The sequence below is a fragment of the Sorangium sp. So ce1036 genome, assembly GCF_051369805.1.
In the GTDB taxonomy this organism is placed as follows: domain Bacteria; phylum Myxococcota_A; class Polyangia; order Polyangiales; family Polyangiaceae; genus Sorangium; species Sorangium cellulosum_F.
This window is the reverse complement of record NZ_JBBMOX010000001.1, coordinates 4,475,318-4,495,100: the sequence shown is the minus strand read 5'-3', so window position 1 is coordinate 4,495,100 and position 19,783 is coordinate 4,475,318. Positions and strand designations below refer to the sequence as shown.

Annotated in this window: 14 protein-coding genes and 1 tRNA gene; 7 read left to right on the top strand and 8 right to left on the bottom strand. The window is 74.0% G+C overall.

Annotation, left to right across the window (positions count from 1 at the left end; all coding sequences use genetic code 11):
- Positions 1-39: 39 nt before the first annotated feature.
- From WMF31_RS17040 to WMF31_RS17005, 8 genes are all read right to left on the bottom strand, one after another.
- A complete protein-coding gene (locus WMF31_RS17040) occupies positions 40-5,370 on the bottom strand; it encodes a hypothetical protein (RefSeq protein WP_436602954.1) in 5,331 nt (1,776 codons plus the stop codon).
- 175 nt (positions 5,371-5,545) lie between these two features.
- Entirely contained in the window at positions 5,546-6,976 is a 1,431-nt protein-coding gene (locus WMF31_RS17035; RefSeq protein WP_436602953.1) for a serine/threonine-protein kinase, read from the bottom strand.
- A 260-nt stretch (positions 6,977-7,236) separates the two neighbouring features.
- A complete protein-coding gene (locus tag WMF31_RS17030) occupies positions 7,237-8,286 on the bottom strand; it encodes a hypothetical protein (RefSeq protein WP_436602952.1) in 1,050 nt (349 codons plus the stop codon).
- Positions 8,286-9,377 carry a tetratricopeptide repeat protein gene (locus tag WMF31_RS17025; RefSeq protein WP_436602951.1) on the bottom strand — a complete coding sequence of 364 codons (1,092 nt, stop codon included), beginning with the start codon at positions 9,375-9,377 and terminating at the stop codon, positions 8,286-8,288. The genes WMF31_RS17030 and WMF31_RS17025 overlap by 1 nt, the downstream gene beginning before the upstream one ends.
- Before the next feature lie 90 nt (positions 9,378-9,467).
- On the bottom strand, positions 9,468-9,776 hold the full coding sequence (locus WMF31_RS17020; RefSeq protein ID WP_436602950.1) for a hypothetical protein: 309 nt from the start codon (positions 9,774-9,776) through the stop codon (positions 9,468-9,470).
- A gap of 58 nt (positions 9,777-9,834) precedes the next feature.
- Complete coding sequence (locus WMF31_RS17015; RefSeq protein ID WP_436602949.1) at positions 9,835-10,815, bottom strand: DUF4190 domain-containing protein; 981 nt, start codon at positions 10,813-10,815, stop codon at positions 9,835-9,837.
- A 153-nt stretch (positions 10,816-10,968) separates the two neighbouring features.
- Positions 10,969-12,153 carry a hypothetical protein gene (locus WMF31_RS17010; protein WP_436602948.1) on the bottom strand — a complete coding sequence of 395 codons (1,185 nt, stop codon included), beginning with the start codon at positions 12,151-12,153 and terminating at the stop codon, positions 10,969-10,971.
- A 167-nt stretch (positions 12,154-12,320) separates the two neighbouring features.
- Positions 12,321-12,407: transfer RNA gene (locus tag WMF31_RS17005), tRNA-Leu, on the bottom strand.
- Positions 12,408-12,702: 295 nt separating this feature from the next.
- Here WMF31_RS17005 and WMF31_RS17000 point away from each other — a divergent pair.
- From WMF31_RS17000 to WMF31_RS16970, 7 genes are all read left to right on the top strand, one after another.
- Positions 12,703-14,031, top strand: a complete 1,329-nt coding sequence (locus WMF31_RS17000; RefSeq protein WP_436602947.1) for a dihydroorotase — start codon at positions 12,703-12,705, stop codon at positions 14,029-14,031.
- Entirely contained in the window at positions 14,031-15,500 is a 1,470-nt protein-coding gene (gene rimO, locus WMF31_RS16995; protein ID WP_436602946.1) for a 30S ribosomal protein S12 methylthiotransferase RimO, read from the top strand. The genes WMF31_RS17000 and rimO overlap by 1 nt, the downstream gene beginning before the upstream one ends.
- 120 nt (positions 15,501-15,620) lie before the next feature.
- Complete coding sequence (locus WMF31_RS16990) at positions 15,621-16,013, top strand: hypothetical protein (protein WP_436602945.1); 393 nt, start codon at positions 15,621-15,623, stop codon at positions 16,011-16,013.
- 80 nt (positions 16,014-16,093) lie between these two features.
- The gene (locus tag WMF31_RS16985; protein WP_436606569.1) at positions 16,094-17,572 is read left to right on the top strand and encodes a sigma-54-dependent transcriptional regulator; all 1,479 of its coding nucleotides are present in this window, start codon (positions 16,094-16,096) and stop codon (positions 17,570-17,572) included.
- A gap of 84 nt (positions 17,573-17,656) precedes the next feature.
- Positions 17,657-18,316 (top strand): type IV pilin protein, encoded by a 660-nt coding sequence (locus WMF31_RS16980; RefSeq protein ID WP_436602944.1) that lies wholly within the window; start codon positions 17,657-17,659, stop codon positions 18,314-18,316.
- A 145-nt stretch (positions 18,317-18,461) separates the two neighbouring features.
- Entirely contained in the window at positions 18,462-19,073 is a 612-nt protein-coding gene (locus WMF31_RS16975; protein ID WP_436602943.1) for a type IV pilin protein, read from the top strand.
- Positions 19,074-19,150: 77 nt separating this feature from the next.
- On the top strand, positions 19,151-19,765 hold the full coding sequence (locus WMF31_RS16970; RefSeq protein ID WP_436602942.1) for a type IV pilin protein: 615 nt from the start codon (positions 19,151-19,153) through the stop codon (positions 19,763-19,765).
- The last annotated feature ends 18 nt before the right edge of the window (positions 19,766-19,783 follow it).

Here is a 19,783-nt window from a genome sequence, read left to right as displayed (position 1 = left end):
CCGGACGCGCGGCCTCGCCGAGGGGTGAGGCGCCGACGTTTAAGGAGCCCCGGAGTCGTCGTCGAGGAACTCCACCTCTTCTTCCACGTCACCTTCCACGTCACCGACGTCGACCGCCTCGGAGGCGGGCACGCCCGATGCCGCGGGCGGCTCGCCAGGATGCTGCGGCTGCGCCGCGAAATCCCCGGGCACCACGGGCTGCGGCTGCGCGTCGGGCTGCGCGGACGCCCACGGGGGAGCGACCGCCTCCATCAGAGAAGTCTGCTCCTGCTCGATGGCCCTGCCGTCGAGCAGGGGCTGGGTCGCGCGCTCGTCGAGATCGGGCTGCTCCAGGAGGACCACCTGCGCGCCAGCGGGCGGCGCCGCCTCGGCGCCCTCCACCACGCCCTCCTGCGCCGGGTACGGGGCGACGCCCTCCTGCGCCGGGTACGGGGCGACGCCCCCCTGCGCCGGGTACGGGGCGACGCCCCCCTGCGCCGGGTACGGGGCGACGCCCTCCTGCGCCGGGTACGGGGCGACGCCCTCCTGCGCCGGGTACGGGGCCGGCTCGTCGGCGCCGTGGCCCGCCTCGGCGCCGACGTACGCGTCCGCGTACGCCTGGGCCTGCTGCTCCGGGTCGACCTGCGGCGCCGGCAATGCGGCCAGCCCCTGGGATTCCGCCGCCGCCTCGGCGCCGACAACCGTGCCGGAGCCCGCGTAGCCGTTGCTCACCACGGCCGCCGCCACGGCGGCCTCCGCGCCGCCGGCCTCGACGCTCGGCAGCCGCGGGGCGAGCGGCGGCTCGGTCGGGGCGCGGCCCGGCGGCCTGGTCGGCAGCACGGGCGGCGGGGGGGTGCGCCGGAGGTTGCCGGACTTCGCCCGCTCGAGGCCCGCGGTCGCGTCGGCGTCGCCCGCCTTCATGCGGAGGACCCGGCGCCAGGCGTCCGCCGCCTCCCGTGCGTCCCCGAGCTCCTCCTCCCAGATGCGCGCCACCTTGCGGGCGAGCTCCGCCCGTTGCGCCGGATCACGGCCGCGGAGGATCTGGTCCTCGTAGAGCTGGATCATACCGCGGTGATCGCCGAGCTCCTGCAGCAGGCCGGACAGGTCGTTCATCACGTCCTGGTCCGAGGGCGACAGGTCGTGCAGCTTCTTCAGATCCGCGGCGGCGCCCTGCCGGTCTCCGAGCACGTCGCGCCGCAGCCTGGCCCGCCGCTGGAGGAGCTTGCGCACGAGCGGGCCGTCGAACACCCCGTCCAGCGCGCGGCTCAGCGTCGCGCCGACGCGGGGCATGTCGCCCACCTCGCGCCCGAGGGCCTCGAGCGCGTCCAGCGACGCGTCGTCGACCTGCGTGAGCAGGGCGTCGCCGAGCCAGCCGAAGGCGCGGTCGACGTCGCCCAGGTCCTGACGGGCGATCGTGGCCGCGCGGCGCAGCAGCGCCGCCCGGGTGCGGCCGCCGTCGCGCGACCCCTGGCCGCCCGCCGCGAGCGCCTCGGCGAGGATCGTGCGGAGCGCGACCGACTGCGATCGCGCGTCGCCGTCCCGCGCCACGCGCTCCAGGGTGGCGATCGTCTCTTCCTGGACGCCGCCGCCCAGCGCCAGATCGAAGAAGCTCCGCGCCCGATCGATGGCGCCGCGCTCGCAGGCCATCTCGGCGGCGCGGGCGAGCGCCGCGAGGCGATCCGACGGCGTGCGGCACCGGCTCACCTGGCGCTCGTACAGATCGATGAGGTGGTCCGAGGTGGGCATCAGCGCCGTCAGCCGCGCGAGCAGCGGCTCGACCTCGGCGGGCGGCACGCTCGCGAGCGCGCTCTCGCCGTGCTGGACGGCCTCCAGGGGATCGACGCCCAGCGCGGCGCGCACCTCGGCCTGCCGCACGAGCTCGGCGGCCCGGGCCGCGCCCGCCAGCTCCTTCGCGAGCAGCTCGTGCGCCACGGCGAGGGCGTCGAGATCCTTGAGCTCCACCGCGATCGCCTCGAGCTTCCCGGCGAGGGCGGCGTCGGCGGTGCGCGAGCGCGCGAGCTCCATGGCCACGCGCGCGGCGTCGCGGAGGCGATCGACCTCCACGAAGCGCTCGAACGCGCCGCGCAGCGCGAGGTCGCGCCCCGCGCGCGCGATGGACTCGTTCCAGGCGACCAGCTTGGTCGCGACGATCCCCTTCCACCCGATCCGGTCGCCGAGCGCGACGTACGCCTCCCTGCAGAGCTCGTCGCCCTGATCGGCGAGCCGCTCCAGCAGGGCCAGCGCCTCGTCGCTCCTGCCCAGCGCGCGGTCCAGGATCTCGGCCAGGCGGCGGGTCATCCTGGACGCTTCGTCCTCGTCCCCCTCCACCTCGATCAGGGTCGCCATGAGGCGCGCGACCTTCGGCCAGTCGCCCAGCCGCTCGGCGAGCCGCTGGAGCCGGGCGATCGCGTCGAGGTCGTCCGGCTCGGCAGCGTGGACGACCTCGAGCGCCCTCACGGCGCCGTGCGGGTCGTCGAGCGGCCCCTCGTACAGGGACGCGAGCCGCTGCGCGATCTCGACCCGCTCCGGGCCCTCCTCGAGCGCGAGCTCGCGCTCGAGCGCGCCGGCCGTGCCCCGCAGGTTGCCGCGCCGCTCCTCCAGCGCGGCGATCGCCCGGAGCGCGGTGCGGTTCTGCGGGTCGATCGTCCTCACGATCTCCTCGTAGCGCTCGATCGCAATGTCGACCTCGCCCGCCCCCTCCGCGAGCATACGCGCCTCCTGCAGGGCGATCGCGAGCTTGCCAGGCTGGCTGTCCGTGAGCGAGCCGAGCCTCCGGAGGAGCTCCACGCCCTGCTGGTGATCGCCGCGCTCGCGGGCGTCCTCGGCGAGCTGCGCGAGCGCCTCGGCGTCGTCGCCGTCCGAGAGCAGCAGCGTCAGGGTCTCGCGGGCCCCGGCGAGGTCGCCGAGCTCGCGCTGCGCCGCGGCCGCGGCCCGCCGCGCCGCCACCCGCTGCGCCCTGTCGCCGACGTTGTCGGCGCGGACCAGCAGGAACCGCACGAGCTCGGGCCGCCGATCGGCGCGGCGGTAGATGTCCTCGATCATGTGGGCGCAGGCGTCGCTCACCGGGTCGATCTCGATCGCGCGCTCGAGCTTGTCGACCGCGCCGTCCACGTCGCCCGCGCTGAGGAGCAGCTCCGCGGCCTGGACGAAGAGCGCCGGGCGCGCCGCGCGGCCCTCGAGCAGCGCGCGCTCGCAGAGCGCCCTCGCCGCCTCGGCGAGCCTCCCCGCCGCGACGTAGGCCTGCTCCGCGAGCTCCCACAGCCTGGCCTGCTTCAGCAGCGCGGCCGCCTGGATGTAGGCGTCGCCCGCGGCGCCCGGCTCGGCGAGCCGCGTCCGGAGCTCGCCGAGCTTCTGGAAGAGCGAGCCGCGGGTGAGCCTGTCCTCGAAGCGGGGGGCCGCGTCGCTGAGGGCCAGCGCCGCGAGATCGAACCGCTCGCCCCGCTCGAAGAGCTTGACGGCCGACTGGAGCGCCATACCGTCCTCCGGCGACAGGCCCGCGATGCGCAGCCAGGCCTCCGCGGCGGCGATCGGATCCCGCCGCTTGTGCTCGTGGAGCGAGGCGAGCTGCTTCTTGAGCTCGATCCTCTGCTCGACGCCGGGCGCCGCGGCCGCCTCCTGCTCGATCAGCGCGGCGAGGTCGTCCCAGCGGGCGCTCCGCTCGAGCAGCCGCCGCAGCTCGGCCGGGGCCTGCTCGTCGCCGGGATCGAGCTCGCAGAGCAGCTTCCAGGCCTGGACCGCCGTGTCCACGTCGCGCAGGTGCGCCTCGCAGAGCGCCACGACCTCGCGCAGCTGCGCCTTCCTGTCCTCGAGCGGCGCGGTCGGGACGCGCGCCGCCGCGAGCAGGACGTCCCGCAGCTCGGCGAACATCCGCTTCTCGCGGAGGTGCTCGTCGATCTGCGAGAGCGCGTCCGGGTTGGCCGGGTCCACCTTGAGCGCCTCGCGCAGCCTGGCGAGCGCCTGCGGCTTGCGGCCCTTGAGGAGCTCGTCCTGCGCGTCCTTCAGGAGCTGCGACGCCTCCGGGCCAGCCGGGTCGCCGCCGGGCTCGGGGGCCGGCCGGGAGCTCGGCACGCCTCGCGCCGACGCGGAGCTCGGCGCGCCTTCGTCCAGCGCCCTCGGCGCGGGCGCCGACGAGGCCGGCGCGAACGCGGCCACCGCGGGCTCGGTAAGCGGCGACACGCTCGCGGGGGCGGGGGCCACCGGCGCGGCGCCGATGGGCGGCGCCGACGGCGCGGCGCCGACGGGCGGCGCCGACGGCGCGGCGCCGACGGGCGGCGCCGACTGCGCGCGCGCAGAGGCGATCGCCGCCGCGCTCGGGGGCGGCACCGACGACGCGCGCGTGAGCGGCGGGGGAGGCGGAGGCGGCGGGGGCACGGACGCCCGCTTGCGCGCCTCGGCGGCCATGAACCCGTTCGGGTTCGCCTGGAGGTAAGCGAGGTACTGCGGGCGGAGCTCGACCGTGCGGCCCAGCTGCTTTCCGTAGTGATCGGCGAGCTGCATCGCGCGGTCGTGCCCGGGCGCCGCGCGGAGCGCGTACACCGAGTACGAGTAGCCGTACTCCCCGTCGTACATCTCCGCGAGCGCCACGAAGAGCTCCGCGGCCTCCTCGCGCTCGGGCTGCGGCACCGGCTCGCCGGCGTCGATGCGGTCGACGATGGCGACCCCGAGCGCCTGGATCAGCCCGACGTCGTGCGGCACGAACGCGCGCGCGCTCCGCAGCGCCACCGTGGCGCCCGCGAGATCGCCAGCGCGGCGCCGGATGTCGGCCTCGTCACGCAGGAGGGCGAGCCTCCGGTCCGGGTCGTCGATGAGCGCCTGCTCCATCGCGAAGTACGGGATCGCCTCCACGTACTGCTGCTGGGCCTTGAGCAGCTCGCGCGCGGCGTAGATCGCGTACACGTTGTGCGGGTCGAGCTCCACCAGGCGGCGCCAGTTCTCGAGCGCCCGGTCCGGCCGCGAGAGCGGGGGCTCACCCCACAGCCGGCCGAGCTCTTCGTGCAGCGTCGAGAGCTGCGCGCGCACCTCGGGCCGCTCGAAGAGCAGCGGCGTGAGCGCCTTGACCAGCCGCTCCAGCAGCGCGACGAGCGCCTTCTGGTCGCCCTTGTCGCGGTAGAGCTGCGCCAGCCGCTCCGCCGCCGTCCGCTGCGTCGGGTCCTTGTCGATCGCGATCATGAGCGTGCGCGCGGCGTGGTGCGCGTCGCCGATCGTCGTCGACCACACGTTGGCGGCCTCGCTCAGCCAGTGCGCCGCATACGACGGATCGGCGGTGGAGCTGCCGACCCGCTCGAGCAGCATCGCGTACGATCGTGGGTCCTGCTCCCCGGCGCGGTGAGCATATGCCAGGGCCTCCGCGTCATGTGGATTCGTGACGAGGCGCTGGATGAGCGTTTCCATCTCCCGGGGATCCATCGGTGCGCGGCGAAGGTACACGTTCGCTTCCGCTTCGTACAGCGGACTCTCGGCGCGGATCGCGATCGACCGCGGCCGCCTTTTGCGCCCCCAGCGCCTCGCCGGCGCGGCCTCGACCGCCGCGCCGCGCCTCGCGCAGCGCGGCTGCGCGGATGCACCATCAGTCGAATTTCACGTACGGCTTGCGCGACTGCGCCGGCTTGCGCCTCGGCGCCAGCGCGGGGGGGCGGCTCGCCGGCTCGGGGGCGGCGCTGGCGGTGGCCGCGGGGACCGGCGCCGGAGGCGGCGCGGCCTCCGCGCTGCGCGCCGCCATGTCGCGAGAGACCGCGTCGGCGAGCACCCTCACCTCGCGCGCCACCCCCGCCTCGACCCTGCGCACGCCGCGGTCGACCGGGCCGCGGAGCTCGCTCACGGCGAGCGCCATCACGGCGAGGGACAGGGCGACCGATCCGGCGGCCACGAGCGCCGTGCGCCTTCGCCGCGCGGATCGCAGCGTGCTCGGCGACCGCGCGCCGTCGATCTCGTCGCCCACGACCGCCAGGAGCTCGCCGGTCGCCCCGACCTCACCCGGGGCGGGCGCGCTGATGCGCTCGCGGCTCAGGTTGGGCCTGGCCTCGTCCATCGCGCGGTCGAGCTCCGCGATGAACTCCTGCGCGCTGTGCGGCCGCTCTTCGGGCCGCTTGGCCAGCGCGCGCTCCAGGAGCCGGGAGAGCGACGGCGGGATCCCGGCGTCCGGCGCCGCCTCGATCGCCGGCACGGGCAGCGACGTGATGTGCCTCGCCATCACGACCACGGCGTCGTCGTCGATGAACGGCGGCCGCCCCACCAGCATTTGGTAGAGCAGCACGCCGAGCGAGTAGAGATCGCTGCGCGCGTCGAGCGGCCTGCCTTGCGCCTGCTCCGGCGACATGTACCGCGGCGTCCCGAAGACGGTGCCGGCCTGGGTCTCGAGGGCGTCGACCGGCCGCTCGGTTCCGGTCATCACCTTCGCGATGCCGAAGTCGAGCACCTTGCAGATCTCCTCGCGCTCGCCCGCCGGCGGCCTCGCGAGGAACAGGTTGTCCGGCTTGAGGTCCCGGTGGATGATCCCCTTGTCGTGCGCCTCGGCGAGGGACAGGAGCGCGTGCCTGGCGAAGCGAGCGGCGTCGCCGACGCGCAGCCGCCGCGCCCGCTTGAGCCGCTGCCCGAGCGACTCGCCCTCCAGGAGCTCCATCGCGAGGTAGAGCGAGCCGCTGCTCCACGGCGCGTCCTCCCCGGGCGCGCTCTGCTCTGCGGAGCGGCCCCGGCCGAAGGCCGCGTCCGTCGAGTCGTCCACGACCTCGCCGAAATCGAAGACGGTGACCGTGTGCGGAGATCGCAGCAGGCTCATCGCCCGCGCCTCCCGCGTGAAGCGCGCCTTCGCTTGCGCGTCGAACGCCCGGTCGGACCGCAGGATCTTGATGGCCACGTCGCGGCCCATCGCCTCCTGGCGAGCGCGGTACACCGTGCCCATCGAGCCCGCGCCGAGCCTGCCCACGACCACGAACCGCTCCGCGATCGTGATCCCCAGGAACGGATCGCCGTCGGCCTCGGCGAGCGCCTCGCGGCTCACGAGGGCCAGCCCGTCATGAGGGCAGCGCGGCAGCCTCGGTCCTGGCGGCGCGCCCTGGCCAGCCCGGGCGCCGCGCTGGCTGCTCGGGGGCGCGGGCAAGCTGGACGGGCGCTGCGCGTCCAGCGCGACCGCCGCGAGATGGTGGCATCGCGGGCAAATCACCGCCGCAGCCCGGCTGGGCTCGCCCGGCGCGCCGGGTGCGCTGGCAGGGGACTGACCGTCGGCTGTCGGAGCTACCACCGCGATGCGGGGATCGTCCGTTACTTGGGCGCACATCGCAAGGCCAACGACGGACCCGTCGCGTAGGGGCGACACCCGAAGCGCGAGGCGTCGCCGCAGGACGCATCGCTGCAACAGACATCGCTGCAACTACGCTCGCCATCATCGGCCCCCCCGACGCACATGCCGCTCCGGCACTCGTCATCCCCGCCGCACGGAACGCCCACGGAAGCAAAGCCGCCCCCGGTGCGCAGCGCCGCGCACGCCCGGACCGTCGCGCCGTCACCGGCCTCCAGCAGGGCGCAGCCGACGTTGTAGACGGTGTCGCCGACCCGCACGCTCGGGCACATCTCCGAGCTGCAGCACGGGATCGTGCACCGGAACCCCAGGTCGCCGAGATCAGCGCAGATGCCGGAGGCGCAGTCGCCGTGCACGTCACACTCCTCCAGGGGACCCTTCATGCCCTGGCCGGGCGGCTGGCACGCCCAGGCCGAACCGGCCGAGATGAGACCCGTCGTGAGCTGGCAGGTCATCCCGGTCGCGGCGCAGTGGGTGTCCGAACAGCAGGAGTCGACGCAGACGCCGTCGCTGCAATGGCCAGAGCGGCAATCGCCAGGCGACGAGCACGCCTCGCCGGCGAGGCGCGTCCCCACCTCGGGCCGGTGGACGTCCCGGCCGACGCGACAGACGCCGGCCCCGCCCCCGGGTGGAACCCAGCAGACCGCATCCCGGCGAGGATCGCAGTCGCTGGAGCTGCAGCAGGGGCGAGCGCAGACGCTCTGCCGCTCGCCGTCGGGCTGCGTGACGCTCTGCCCCTCGCCGTCGAGCTGCGAGAGATCGAGGCAGAAGTCGAGCGGACGACAATCGCCGTCCTCGACGCAAGGCGCGCCCAGCGCGCGCTTGGCGACACAGGTCCCCCCCTCGCAGACGGCTCCCTCGGGGCACGACGGCGGCCCGAGGAGGCCCTCGTCCTTGTCCGCGCAGCGCACCGAGCCCAGCTCGCCGTCCACGAGGGCCTCGCACCCGATACCGAGGACCGCGAGCACCGAGAGCCCGCGGAGGAGCCTCCGCCCCGCGGCGCGCGGCCTCATCAGAACCGCACCTGGAGCCCGGCTCCCCCGGCGCCCAGCAACACCCTGACCCCCGGTCCTCCTTCGCCGGTCCAGGCGTCGCTCACGCGCAGCGCGCCGCCGTGATCTGCGAGCGGGGCGCGCTGCGCGGCCGACGCCGGGCGAGCGGCCTGCGAGCTCGCCGCCGGAGCGCGCGGCGACAGGTACAGATAGAGCGCCGCCGCCCCGGAGACCCCGGCGCCCAGCAAGGCGATGTCCGCGGCGACAGCCCACGTGTGGGCGGCGGTCGCGTCGGCCTGCAGATCGGCGATGGAGACGCCTCCCCCGGTCCGCGCGCCGACGCCGGGATCCCGGGCCATGGCGAGCGCGGCGAACACACCGCCGGCGACGAGCGCCCCGGCGGCGATGCCCCCGCTGACGAGGAGCGCGGGGGACAGCGGGCTCGCGCGAACCGCCGCGCCCGTCGGGCGCAGCGGCGGCGCCTCCGCGTAGCGGACCCGCGGCGAGGCCGCCTCCGCCGGGGTCGGTGCGCTGGCGAGCTCCCGCTTCGCCCCCTGGAGCCGCTTGAGGACCGCCGCGACCTCCTCGCGCTCCTTCGGCAGCGTTTCCATGGCGAGGTAGTGAACGTAGTAATGCTCGGCCTGCTCGATCTGGCCCAGCCGCTCGTGGATGACAGCGAGGTTGTAGACGAGCTCCTTCCCCTCGGGATCGAGCGCCACCGCGGCCTCCAGCTTCGCGATGGCGGCGCGGTACGCGCCGCGCTGGTAGAGCACCCGCGCCGCATCGTGCAGCGCGGTCGCCCGCTCGATGCGGCGCCGCCTCTCCTCCGCCTCCGGATCCCTCTCCGCCGCCTCCGGCTCGCTCTGCGCCCCGTCCGGCGACGGCGGAGGCGACGCGGGAGGGGCCGGCGCCTGGCCGGGCGAGGGCTGCGCGGCGGCGGGCGATACGGGCATGCCCCTCGGTGAGCCGAGCGCTTCCCGCAGCGGCTCCTGGGCGGCCCGCGCCGGCGACGCCCAGAGCGCGGCCGCCGTGAGCCAGCAGGCGAAGCACACCCGGACACGCCGGCCCTCGGGACCGCTCGACGGACGCAGGCGTGCGGTGAGGTTCGTCACGGCCGCCCACCATAGCGTAACTTCCGCAAAGACATGCCCTTCTTGCGTCGAGCGGGTCGGCGCGGACGCGACACGTCGGCGTGCCGCCGTTCACCTGAGCCGGCAGGTGTACTCGCCGAGGAGCACGAACGCCCTCTCACACCGGACGTCCACCGTGCGCTTCGCCGTGGTGAACTCGAAGGTCTGGCCGAACGGCGTCCTCTCCATCCGGGTCATCTGCGCCCTGCAGCCCTCGCCCTCGGCGCGCCGCGCCGGCGCCCCCGCAGCGCCGTCCCCGCCGCACGCGACGAGCGCGGCGCGCCGCTCGACCGCGGCGTTGTCGGAGAAGACGTTGTAGGCCGCCGAGACGCTGAACACGACGCAGAGGCCGAAGACGAGGAGCTGGACGAAGCGCTTCACGGGCCGAGCTTATCCTGTCCGGCGCGCGAGGGATGGATCCTGCGCGGCGAGGCGCTGCTCAGAGCCGCACGCCCGAGCCGGGCAGCGGGTGCCACGGCTGGCGGCGGGTCGTGTACTGACCTCGCACGAACGCCCCGAGCACAGGCGCGATGTTGCGCGCGATGTCGTCGTCCCACTCGCCGCCGTTGATGCCGTCCCGCGGGGTCAGATCCGGGGAGAGCAGGAAGAAGCCGGGGTAGAGCCGCCGCGGCATCTTGATCTGGTCGAGGTCCTCCTTGAAGACGTCGATGTCCACGCGCACGAGCCGCACGCTCCGGAGCGCGGTCTGCATCAGCGGGTCGCTGAGCGACCGGTCGACGCCGCGGCACGGCTCGCAGGCGTCGCTCGTGGTCATGACGAGGACCTTCTCGCCCTGCGCATACGCCTCCGCGCGCTGCTTGGCGAGCTCCTCGCTCAGCGTGGAGACGTCGACGCCGATGTCGACGATGGACAGCGCGCCGAGGCGCCGGTGGGTCGTGCGCAGCGGGACGCTGCCGCCGGGCTGCGCCGCCGGGGGGGGCGCGTCTGGCAGCGGCGCCGCCGGCGACGCGGTGCTCACGGGCTCCGGCAACGCCTCTGCCTCTTCGAGGGCGGACGCGACCTCCGCGCCGCTGTGCACCCGCCACATCCACGCGCCGAAGCCGATCGCGGCGCACCAGCCGAGGGTGAGCAGGACGCCGAGCGAGAGCCCCACGCTGGCGAGCGCATGGCCCCTGCGCCGCTCGGGGGCCTGCTCGATCTCGCGGCGCGCGGCCCAGCCGAACACGACGGCGGCGACGGCCCCGAGCGGGCCAAAGAGCGTCGCCACGACCGAGCTCACGGCCAGCGTCGACAGCTGCCGCCGCTCCGGCCGGAGCGGCGGGGTGAGGTAGGGATCCGGGATGACGGGCAGCGGCGATGGTGCGTCGCCCGACGGCGACGGAGCGGGCGCGCAGGCGACGCGCGCGCCCTGCTCGCAGGAAGGCGCGCTGACGGGCGGCTCGCCTTCATGGGGTTGCATGCCGTCGCGCGCCGCGGTACGGAGCGCCTCCCCGGGATCGTTCGCATCACGGTTCGGCGATGACTGACTCGGGCCGAAGGCGTGGATCACGTCCCTCATCGTAGCGCCAGAGTCCGCGCCATGCCCGCAGTACGCGCTGTCCAGGGCCAGGGCTCAGGGGATACAGGCGCGCTCGATCACCCGGAGGACTGCGCGCTTCGTGCTCACACCGCGGCTCATCGGCTCCGTCCATGCGACGCCGATGCGCTCGCCGGCGGAGGCCAGGCTGGGAGAATCCTTTACGGGATTCACCCCATCCGACATCCGGAGACCACGGGCAGAGGGTGCGCCGTCGGCGGCCAGCCTGACGAGCAGGAGCTGCGCGTCCGCCTTGCCGTCGTGGCCGACCCACGCCACGACCGCCCCCTCCCCGCTCGGCAAGAGCGCCCGCCACTTGCCCTTGCCCACGATCCACGGCGCCGAGCGCGGCCGCGCCCCGGCGTCCAGCGCGCGGGCGATCAGGGTGTCCCCCTCGCTCCAGACCACGAGCGCCCCGCCCCCCCCGGTGGCGACGAGCCCGAGCCGCTCCCTCGCCGGGGCTCCCGTTCCCGCGCTCGCCGGGCGGTCGCTGCCCTGAGGCTTCGCGACCACATGGGCGTCCCCTTCCTTGCCGGAGGCGTCGAACCGCGAGGCGCGGATACTCCCGTCCTCCTCCTCGTACCATGCGAGCACCTGGCCGCCGGAGGTGTCGGCGGCGATCGCCGGCCAGCGCGGCTTCCTGGTGTGGTGCGTGACCCCGAGCGCCTTCACCTGCGGCTGCGCGGGATCGACCGGCGCGAACAGGAACACGCCGAGCTGGCTGCGCTCGGCGCCGAAGGGCGCCGCCGCGACCAGGGCGCCCCCCGGCGCGGGCGCGAGGGCGACCTGGTCGCCCACATCCCGTCCGATCGCGCCGATGTGCTGGATCCCCACCGGCGGATGCGTCTCCCAGCGGGGTCGGGCGTACGCGAGGCCCTCCGCGTCGAACCACGTGACCGCCCACTCCTCTCCAGAGGAGAAGATCCGGAGCCACTCCTCGCGGGTCTGCGAGATCGCCCTGGCGCGGGCGATCTGCTTCGCGTCGACGTCGAAGCCGGCGAACGCGATCTGCGCGTCCCCCCGCTTGAGGTCCACGAACCACGCGGCGCCGAACGAGCCGTCGGCCCGCCCGGCGATGCCCATCCCCGGGCGCTGGATGTAGGTCGCGATGTCCCCGGACTTCACCTTGCAGCCGGCGACGTCCGCGACAGGAGTGAACTCCTGCACCCCGGCCCCGCGCGGAGGCCCGAGCTCCACCGGCGCCGCGCCCAGCGGCTTCACCGAGGCACTGGCGGCCGCGACCGCCGAACCGGCATCCGGTGAGCTCGCCGCTGCTTTCGCCGTCGCGGCGCCCCCGGAAGGGGCGGCGCCGCGGTCGCAGGAGGCGGCAAGGAACGCAAATGTAGAGAGGGCCACTACAGTGGCTGAGGAAAGATAAGGCGAGAGCGTGGTGCGAAGCAGAGGACTTGAACCTCCACGGGAGTTACCCCACTGGAACCTGAATCCAGCGCGTCTGCCAATTCCGCCAGCTTCGCGAGCGGGACGGCATCACTACCCGCCCCCTCCCCTCCCGTCAAGCCCTACGTTGTGCCCCGAGCGTCTTTTGTTCTGCGTCGCGCTCTTCCCCCCGCGGAGATCCTGCCCGCGTGCCCGCCATGGCCCGCTCGCCTCCCCGGTCCGCCGCGCCCCGTGGGTCACCCGGCCTCTCGCGCCCCGTGCGCGTCGCCCCGCTCGTCCCGCCCACCCCCCCGCCCGTCCTGTGCCGCGGTCGCTCGCCGGCGCCGCGGCGGTGCACGGCGTGAGGCGCATGTGCTAGGGGAGCCCGCTCCCATGGCGGTCATCGGCTCCCCTCCCCCTCTCCTTCTCTTCGTCGGCGTGCGCGCCGTCGACCCGGCTCAGCAACTCGACGACGTGGTCGATGTCGTCGTGGAAGACGGCGTCATCAGCCGCGTGGGGCGCGGCGCAGCGACCGACGATCTGCGCCGCGCCGCCCAGGCCGAGATCGTCCAGGGCGACGGGCTGCTGCTCCTGCCGGCGTTCGTCGACCTCCACGCCCACCTCCGCGAGCCCGGGCACGAGTACAAGGAAGACATCGCCTCCGGGCTGGCCGCCGCCGCGGCCGGCGGGTTCGCGCACGTGTGCGCGATGCCGAACACGAAGCCCGTCAACGACACCCGCTCCATCACCGAGGCCATGGTCGCGCGCGCCCGCGCGCTCGGCGGGCCCGCGCTGCACCCCATCGGCGCGATCACGATGGGCCAGCGGGGCGCGGAGCTCACCGAGATGGCCGACCTCAAGGACGCCGGCGCGGTCGCGGTCTCCGACGACGGGCGCTGCGTGACGTCGAGCGCCGTGATGCGCCGCGCCCTCGAGTACGCGAAGACGTTCGACCTCACGGTCATCCAGCACGCCGAGGATCACGCGCTCACCGAGGGCGCGCTGATGCACGAGGGCGCGGTCGCGACGCGGCTCGGCCTCCGGGGCTGGCCCCGCGTGGCGGAGGACATCATCGTCGCGCGGGACGTGCTGCTCGCCGAGGCCACCGGCGGGCGCTACCACGTGGCGCACGTCTCGTCGCTCGGGGCGGTCCGCATCCTCCGCGAGGCGAAGTCCCGCGGCATCCCCGTGACCGCCGAGGTGACGCCCCACCACCTGACGCTCACCGACGCCGCGGTGATCGGCTACGACACCGCGTGCAAGGTCAACCCGCCCCTGCGCGAGCAGGCGGACGTCGACGCGCTCCGCGAGGCGCTCGCGGACGGCACGATCGACGCGATCGCCACGGACCACGCGCCCCACTCGACGCTCGAGAAGGACTGCGAGTTCGCCGAGGCGTCGCCCGGCCTCATCGGCCTCGAGCTCGTCGTGCCCGTCCTGCTCGACCTCGTGCGCGCGGGCGCCCTGCCGCTCGGGCGGCTCGTCGACGCGCTCACCCGCGCGCCCGCCCGCGTCGCGAGCCTCGCGGCGCCCACGATCAAGGCCGGCGCGCGCGCCGAGCTCTGCCTCGTGGATCCGAACCTGACGTTCGTGCTCGACCCGGCGCGGCTGCGCTCGAAGAGCAAGAACACGCCGCTGCTCGGGCGGCAGCTCACCGGCCGCGTGAAGATGACGCTGGCGGCCGGCCGCGTCGTCTTCGTCGACGGCGAGGGGGCGGCCTGATGAGGTCGCGCACCGTCCACTTCGTCAGCCTCGGGTGCCCCAAGAACCGCGTCGACTCCGAGGTGATGCTCGGCGTCGCCCGCGCGGCCGGCTACGCGCACGTCGACGACGCGGCCGACGCCGAGGTGATCGTCGTCAACACCTGCGGCTTCATCGGCGAGGCGAAGAAGGAGTCGATCGACGCCATCTTCGAGATGGCGCAGCACAAGGAGGGCGGCCGCTGCAAGCGGCTCGTGGTCGCCGGCTGCCTCTCGCAGCGCCACCCGGAGGAGCTCGCCCGCGAGATGCCCGAGGTCGATCACTTCCTCGGGTCGAGCGACATGCTCAAGCTCGGCCGGGTGCTCGCGGGCGACGCGGAGCGGATGCTCGTCGGCAACCCCGCCGAGTGGCTGATCCGCGCCGCCGATCCGCGGACCCTCTCCACGCCCGGCGGCAGCGCCTACGTCAAGATCGCCGAGGGCTGCAACCGCACCTGCTCGTTCTGCGTGATCCCGGACCTGCGCGGCGGCCAGCGCTCGCGGCCGATCGCGGACGTGGTGCGCGAGGTGGAGCAGCTCGCGGCGGCGGGGGTCCGCGAGATCAACCTCATCTCGCAGGACACGATCGCCTACGGCCGCGACGCCGGGGGCCGCGCGGACGGGCGCGCGACGCTCGCGGAGCTCGTGCGGCAGGTCGCCGACGTGCCGGGCGTCCGCTGGGTGCGGCTGTTCTACCTGTACCCCGAGACGATGACCGACGAGCTCGTCGAGCTGCTCGCGGGCCACCCGCGGGTCGTCCCGTACGTGGACATGCCGCTCCAGCACGCCGCCGACGCGATGCTGCGCCGGATGCGGCGCGGCCACGGCGGCGACCGCCTGCGGCGGGTCGTCTCCACGCTGCGCGAGCGCGTCCCCGGCCTCACGTTCCGCACCGCGTTCATCGTCGGCCACCCGGGGGAGACCGACGCCGAGTTCGAGGAGCTCTGCGATTTCGTGCGCTGGGCCGAGTTCGAGCGGGTCGGCGTGTTCCGCTACTCCGACGAGGAGACGAGCCAGAGCCACGCGCTCCCCGACAAGGTGCCCGCGCGCACGGCCGCGAGCCGCTACCGCCGCCTCATGACGCTCCAGCGCCGCATCTCCCACAAGAAGAGCGCCGCGATGATCGGCCGCGAGCTCGAGGTGCTCGTCGAGGGGACGAGCGACGAGCACGAGTACGTGCTCATGGGCCGCCACGCCGGGCAGGCGCCGGAGATCGACGGTCAGGTCTACCTCTCCGGCGGCGAGGTCCGCCCCGGCGAGATGTGCCGCGTCCGGATCACGCAGGCGAGCGACTACGACCTCGTGGGCGAGCTTCTCGACGAGGGCGAGCCCGAGCGCGACGCCGCGCTGCCGCCCGCCGTGATCGCCGGCGCGGCCCCGTCGCTCACGGCGAAGCGGCGCGTCGCGCTGCGCGTGCTGCAAACCGATGGACGCGAGCGCCAACAGAATTGACGGCGCCCGCCGGCGCGTCGCCGCGCGATCGCTGAAATGACCAGGGGGCGCGCGGTCGCGTCGCCCGCACGAGCGCGGCACACCGTGTGCTATCACGGCCCATCGATGCTTCGCCGCGCCGTGCTTCGCTTCGCCCTCGCCGCCCTCGCCCTCGCGACCTCGCTGCTCGCCGGAGCGGCGTGCCTGAGCCCAACGCTGCCGCTCCCTCCGCCCGAGCCGGCCGACACGATACGGCCGTCCGCGGCCACGGAGGGCGTGTGGCAGATCTCGGGTAGCTGCACACCCGGCGCGCGCGTCAGCCTGTTCAACCAGCGGACGCAGCGGGGCGTGATCGAGGACGACGCCGACGGCAACGGCCGCTACCACCTCGAGATCGAGGCCGAGGTCTGCGACACCCTCCTCGTCTGGCAGGAGCTGATCGTCGAGGGCAGCGGGACCGAGGTGAGCGAGGCGGCGTCGTTCGTCGTCGAGGAGCGCACGCCGCTCGGCGTCGTGAGCGACGCCTGCCCCTGAGGCGATCGGCGACGCAGCGCGCCGCCCCCGCTCGCCGCCGCTGACGGGGGCGCGGGGCCTCGTGATAGGGTGCTGACGTGATGGCGTCGATCCCGCCGAGCGTCCCGCTGAACGCCACCCGGGTGCTGGTCGTCGATGATGAGCCGGGGCTCCGCCAGGTGCTCACCGTCGCCCTGCGCCGGCAGGGCTACGAGGTCGCGGTCGCGCCCGGCGCGGGCGCCGCGATCGAGGCGATACGCCAGAACCCGCAGCCGTTCCCGCTGATCCTCACGGATCTGGTGATGCCCGACGGCTCGGGCATCGAGGTGCTGACGGCCGCGAAGGCGCGGAGCGGCGCGACCGAGGTGATCGTGATGACCGCGCACTCCACCGTGGAGAGCGCGCTCGACGCGATGCGCCACGGCGCGTACGACTTCGTGACGAAGCCGTTCTCGCCGGCGGAGCTCGCGGCGCTCGCCGCGAAGGCGCTCGAGAAGAGCTCCATCGTCACCGAGAACCAGCGGCTGCGCGCGCAGCTCGAGCGGCGCGACGCGGGCGCGCGCGAGCCGCTCGGGGCGGGCGCCGCGATGCAGCGGATCTCCGAGCTGATCGGCAAGATCGCGCCGACGCGCACGACCGTGCTGATCACGGGCGAGAGCGGGACCGGCAAGGAGCGCGTCGCCCGCGCGATCCACGATCAGAGCGACCGCGCCGGGAAGCCGTTCCTGGTCGTCAACTGCGGCGCGATGCCGGAAGCGCTCATGGAGAGCGAGCTGTTCGGCCACGAGAAGGGCGCGTTCACGGGCGCGGGCGCGCGCTCGCTCGGGCTGTTCCGGGAGGCCGACGGCGGGACGCTGCTCCTCGACGAGATCGGCGAGCTGCCGGCCGCGCTGCAGGTGAAGCTCCTCCGCGTGCTCCAGGAGCGGAAGGTGCGCCCGGTCGGCGCCGCCGCGGAGATCGCGGTGGATGTCCGGGTCCTGGCCGCGACCAACCGGGACGTGGAGGCCGAGGTCCGCGAGGGCCGGTTCCGGCAAGATCTGTATTACCGACTCAACGTCATCCGCATCGAGCTGCCGCCGCTGCGCGAGCGGCCCGAGGACATCTCGCGGCTCGCCGAGCGCTTCATCCGCCGCTTCGCGGCGGAGCTCGGCAAGGATGTGCGCGGCCTGACGACGGACGCCGTGCGTGCGCTCGACGCCTACACCTTCCCCGGCAACGTGCGCGAGCTGGAGAACATGATGGAGCGCGCGGTGGCGCTCGCGGGCGGGCCGACGATCGGCCTCGGCGATCTCCCGAGCGCCGTCGCCGGGCTCAGCGCGAGCCCGGCCCCGCTGCTCGCGGAGCTGCCTCCGGGCGGGTGCGCGCTCGACGACGTGCTCGGCGAGGTCGAGCGCCGGCTCATCCTCCAGGCGCTCGAGCGCACGGGCGGCGTCCGCAAGGCGGCCGCGAAGCTGCTCGGCGTCACGTTTCGCTCGCTGCGCTACCGCCTGGCCAAGCACGCCCTCGCCGCCGAGGGCGAGGGCGACGACGACCAGGACGGCGCCCGCCGAGAATCGTCACCGCCCGGCGCCCCGGGGTGACGGTTTTCGTCACCGCCGGAGGCGAAACCCACCTCGGCTCACCTGCGGCCCGAACCGCTTCATTCAGGAAAACGGAGTCGATCCATGAGCATTCCGCGCAAATCGCCGACGCTGCTGGGCCGCGCTCTCCGTGGCATGGCACCTGCTGAGAGAAGCGAACGAATGCAGCTCACGCGGCGACAGCGAGGCGCATCTCGGCGGGGGTTCACGCTCGTCGAGCTCCTCGTCGTCGTGACGATGGTCGGTGTGCTCGCGGCGCTCGGTATGGTCGGCTACCGCAAGTACATGGACGCGGCGGGCATGGCGGAGCCGAAGGCCGTCATCCAGGGGATCCGCGGTGCGCAGGAGGCCTACAAGGCCGAGATGCTCGTGTACCTGAATGTCTCGGGTGCGCTCGACGACTGGTATCCCACGGGCCCTCTCGACGATCGGAAGCGCGGCTGGAACGACTCGAGCCACAGCGACTTCGCGAACTGGCAGCGGCTCAACGTGACCACGGACGGCGCGGTCCGCTTCGGATACGCGGTGGTGGCAGGCGTCGGGACCGGCTTCACGGTGACGGCGCACGACGACTTCACGTGGACCGGGCTGCCCGGGCCACCGCTGGCTGACCCCAATTTTGCGCCCAGCGGTCCCTGGTATGCCATCCAGGCGGCCGGTGATCGTGATGGGGATGGCACCCTGGCCTTGCTCCTGACGACATCGACGATGTCCGGAATCTACTGGGAGAACGACACGGAATAGAGGATGTTTTGCCCCGGTGCGGACGCCCGGAGCGCCTGCTTCCGCGAAAGAGGATCATCGCATCGCGGGCCGGCCGGGCCCCGCATCAAGACGTTACGCAGTCAGGTCTATCAGCAACCGAAAGCATCACGGAGGATCGACACCCATGCGTGCACTCAAGCGATACGACAGAAGAGGCTTCACGCTCGTCGAGCTCATGATCGTCGTCGCCATCATCGGCGTCCTCGCCGCGCTGGCGGTCTACGGCGTCACCAGGTACCTCGCGAGCGCGAAGACCTCGGAGGCCAAGAACACCGTGGGCGCGATCTCCCGCGCCGCCGCCGCCGCATATGATCGGGAGATCGCCGCCTCCGAGATCCTGGAGAATGGCACGGCGACGCAAGCGAGCCGGGCCCTCTGCGATACGGCGGGCGCGGTCCCGACAGACCTTGCCGATGTGGCGAACAGGAAGTACCAACCGAACACGGCTCCAGACACGGACTTCGATACGGGCACGGATCAGGAAGGGTGGCGGTGCCTGAAGTTCTCGATGTCGCAGCCGATCTACTACCAGTACAACTACACGCGCGGCGCCAATACCCCGAACATGCCGGGCACACCTCCGGGCGTCGGCGCCGGCGCGGCCGGCTTCGAGGCGGGCGCCATCGGCGATCTCGACGGTGATGGCGTCTACAGCGGCTTCGCGCGCGGCGGCACCATCTTCAGCGGCCAGCTGGCGCTGGCCACGACGGTCTACGCCTTCAACGAGTTCGAGTGATCTCTCCGGCTGCCCGGCTCGCGTGAGCCGGGCAGCACCCGTCCATGGGCGTCGTCCGCGAGCGGAGGGAGCGTGTCATGTCGCGCACGACAGCGATCCGTGGACGAGCCTTCACGCTCGTCGAGCTCATGATCGTGGTCGCCATCGTCGGCGTCCTCGCCGCCCTCGGGGTCGCCGGCGTGCGTGGCTACCTCGCCACGGCCAAGACAGCGGAAGCGAAGCAGACCGTCGGCGCCATTGCCCGCGCCGCCGTCACGCAGTACGAGCGCGAGCGCGGCGTCCCGGAGCTGCAGCCCAGCAACAGCGCCCCCGCTACGCCAAGCCGGGTCCTCTGTGCTTCGGCGACGCCGGTACCCTCCGATTTCGCCTCCGTGCAGGGGACGAAGTACCAGCCGAGCGCGGAGCCCGGCGACGACTTCATGACGGGCACGAACCTCGCCGGCTGGCAGTGCCTCGGCTTCTCGATCGCCCACCCCATCTACTTCCAGTATTCGTACCTGGTCGGCGGCGACTACGTCAGCCAGGACATGCCCGGCTCGCCGCTCCCCGGCGGCCCGGAAGGGTTCGAGGCGGCGGCGCGCGGCGACCTCGACGGCGACGGCCAGACGTGCACGGTAGTCCGCACCGGCGAGGTGTTCGGCGGCCAGCTCGTGACCAGCACCTTGATCTACACGAACGGCGACCCGGATTGACCCGGGCCGCGCGCCTCG

What these genes read in the sequence shown, in the direction of transcription:
- rimO (WP_436602946.1), top strand. Translation starts at nt 14,031, where the DNA reads ATGAGGTCGCGCACCGTCCACTTCGTCAGCCTCGGGTGCCCCAAGAAC.
- WMF31_RS16975 (WP_436602943.1), top strand. Translation starts at nt 18,462, where the DNA reads ATGCGTGCACTCAAGCGATACGACAGAAGAGGCTTCACGCTCGTCGAG.
- WMF31_RS16985 (WP_436606569.1), top strand. Translation starts at nt 16,094, where the DNA reads ATGGCGTCGATCCCGCCGAGCGTCCCGCTGAACGCCACCCGGGTGCTG.
- WMF31_RS17000 (WP_436602947.1), top strand. Translation starts at nt 12,703, where the DNA reads ATGGCGGTCATCGGCTCCCCTCCCCCTCTCCTTCTCTTCGTCGGCGTG.
- WMF31_RS17015 (WP_436602949.1), bottom strand. Translation starts at nt 10,815, where the DNA reads ATGCAACCCCATGAAGGCGAGCCGCCCGTCAGCGCGCCTTCCTGCGAG.
- WMF31_RS16970 (WP_436602942.1), top strand. Translation starts at nt 19,151, where the DNA reads ATGTCGCGCACGACAGCGATCCGTGGACGAGCCTTCACGCTCGTCGAG.
- WMF31_RS16980 (WP_436602944.1), top strand. Translation starts at nt 17,657, where the DNA reads ATGAGCATTCCGCGCAAATCGCCGACGCTGCTGGGCCGCGCTCTCCGT.
- WMF31_RS17040 (WP_436602954.1), bottom strand. Translation starts at nt 5,370, where the DNA reads ATGGAAACGCTCATCCAGCGCCTCGTCACGAATCCACATGACGCGGAG.
- WMF31_RS17030 (WP_436602952.1), bottom strand. Translation starts at nt 8,286, where the DNA reads ATGAGGCCGCGCGCCGCGGGGCGGAGGCTCCTCCGCGGGCTCTCGGTG.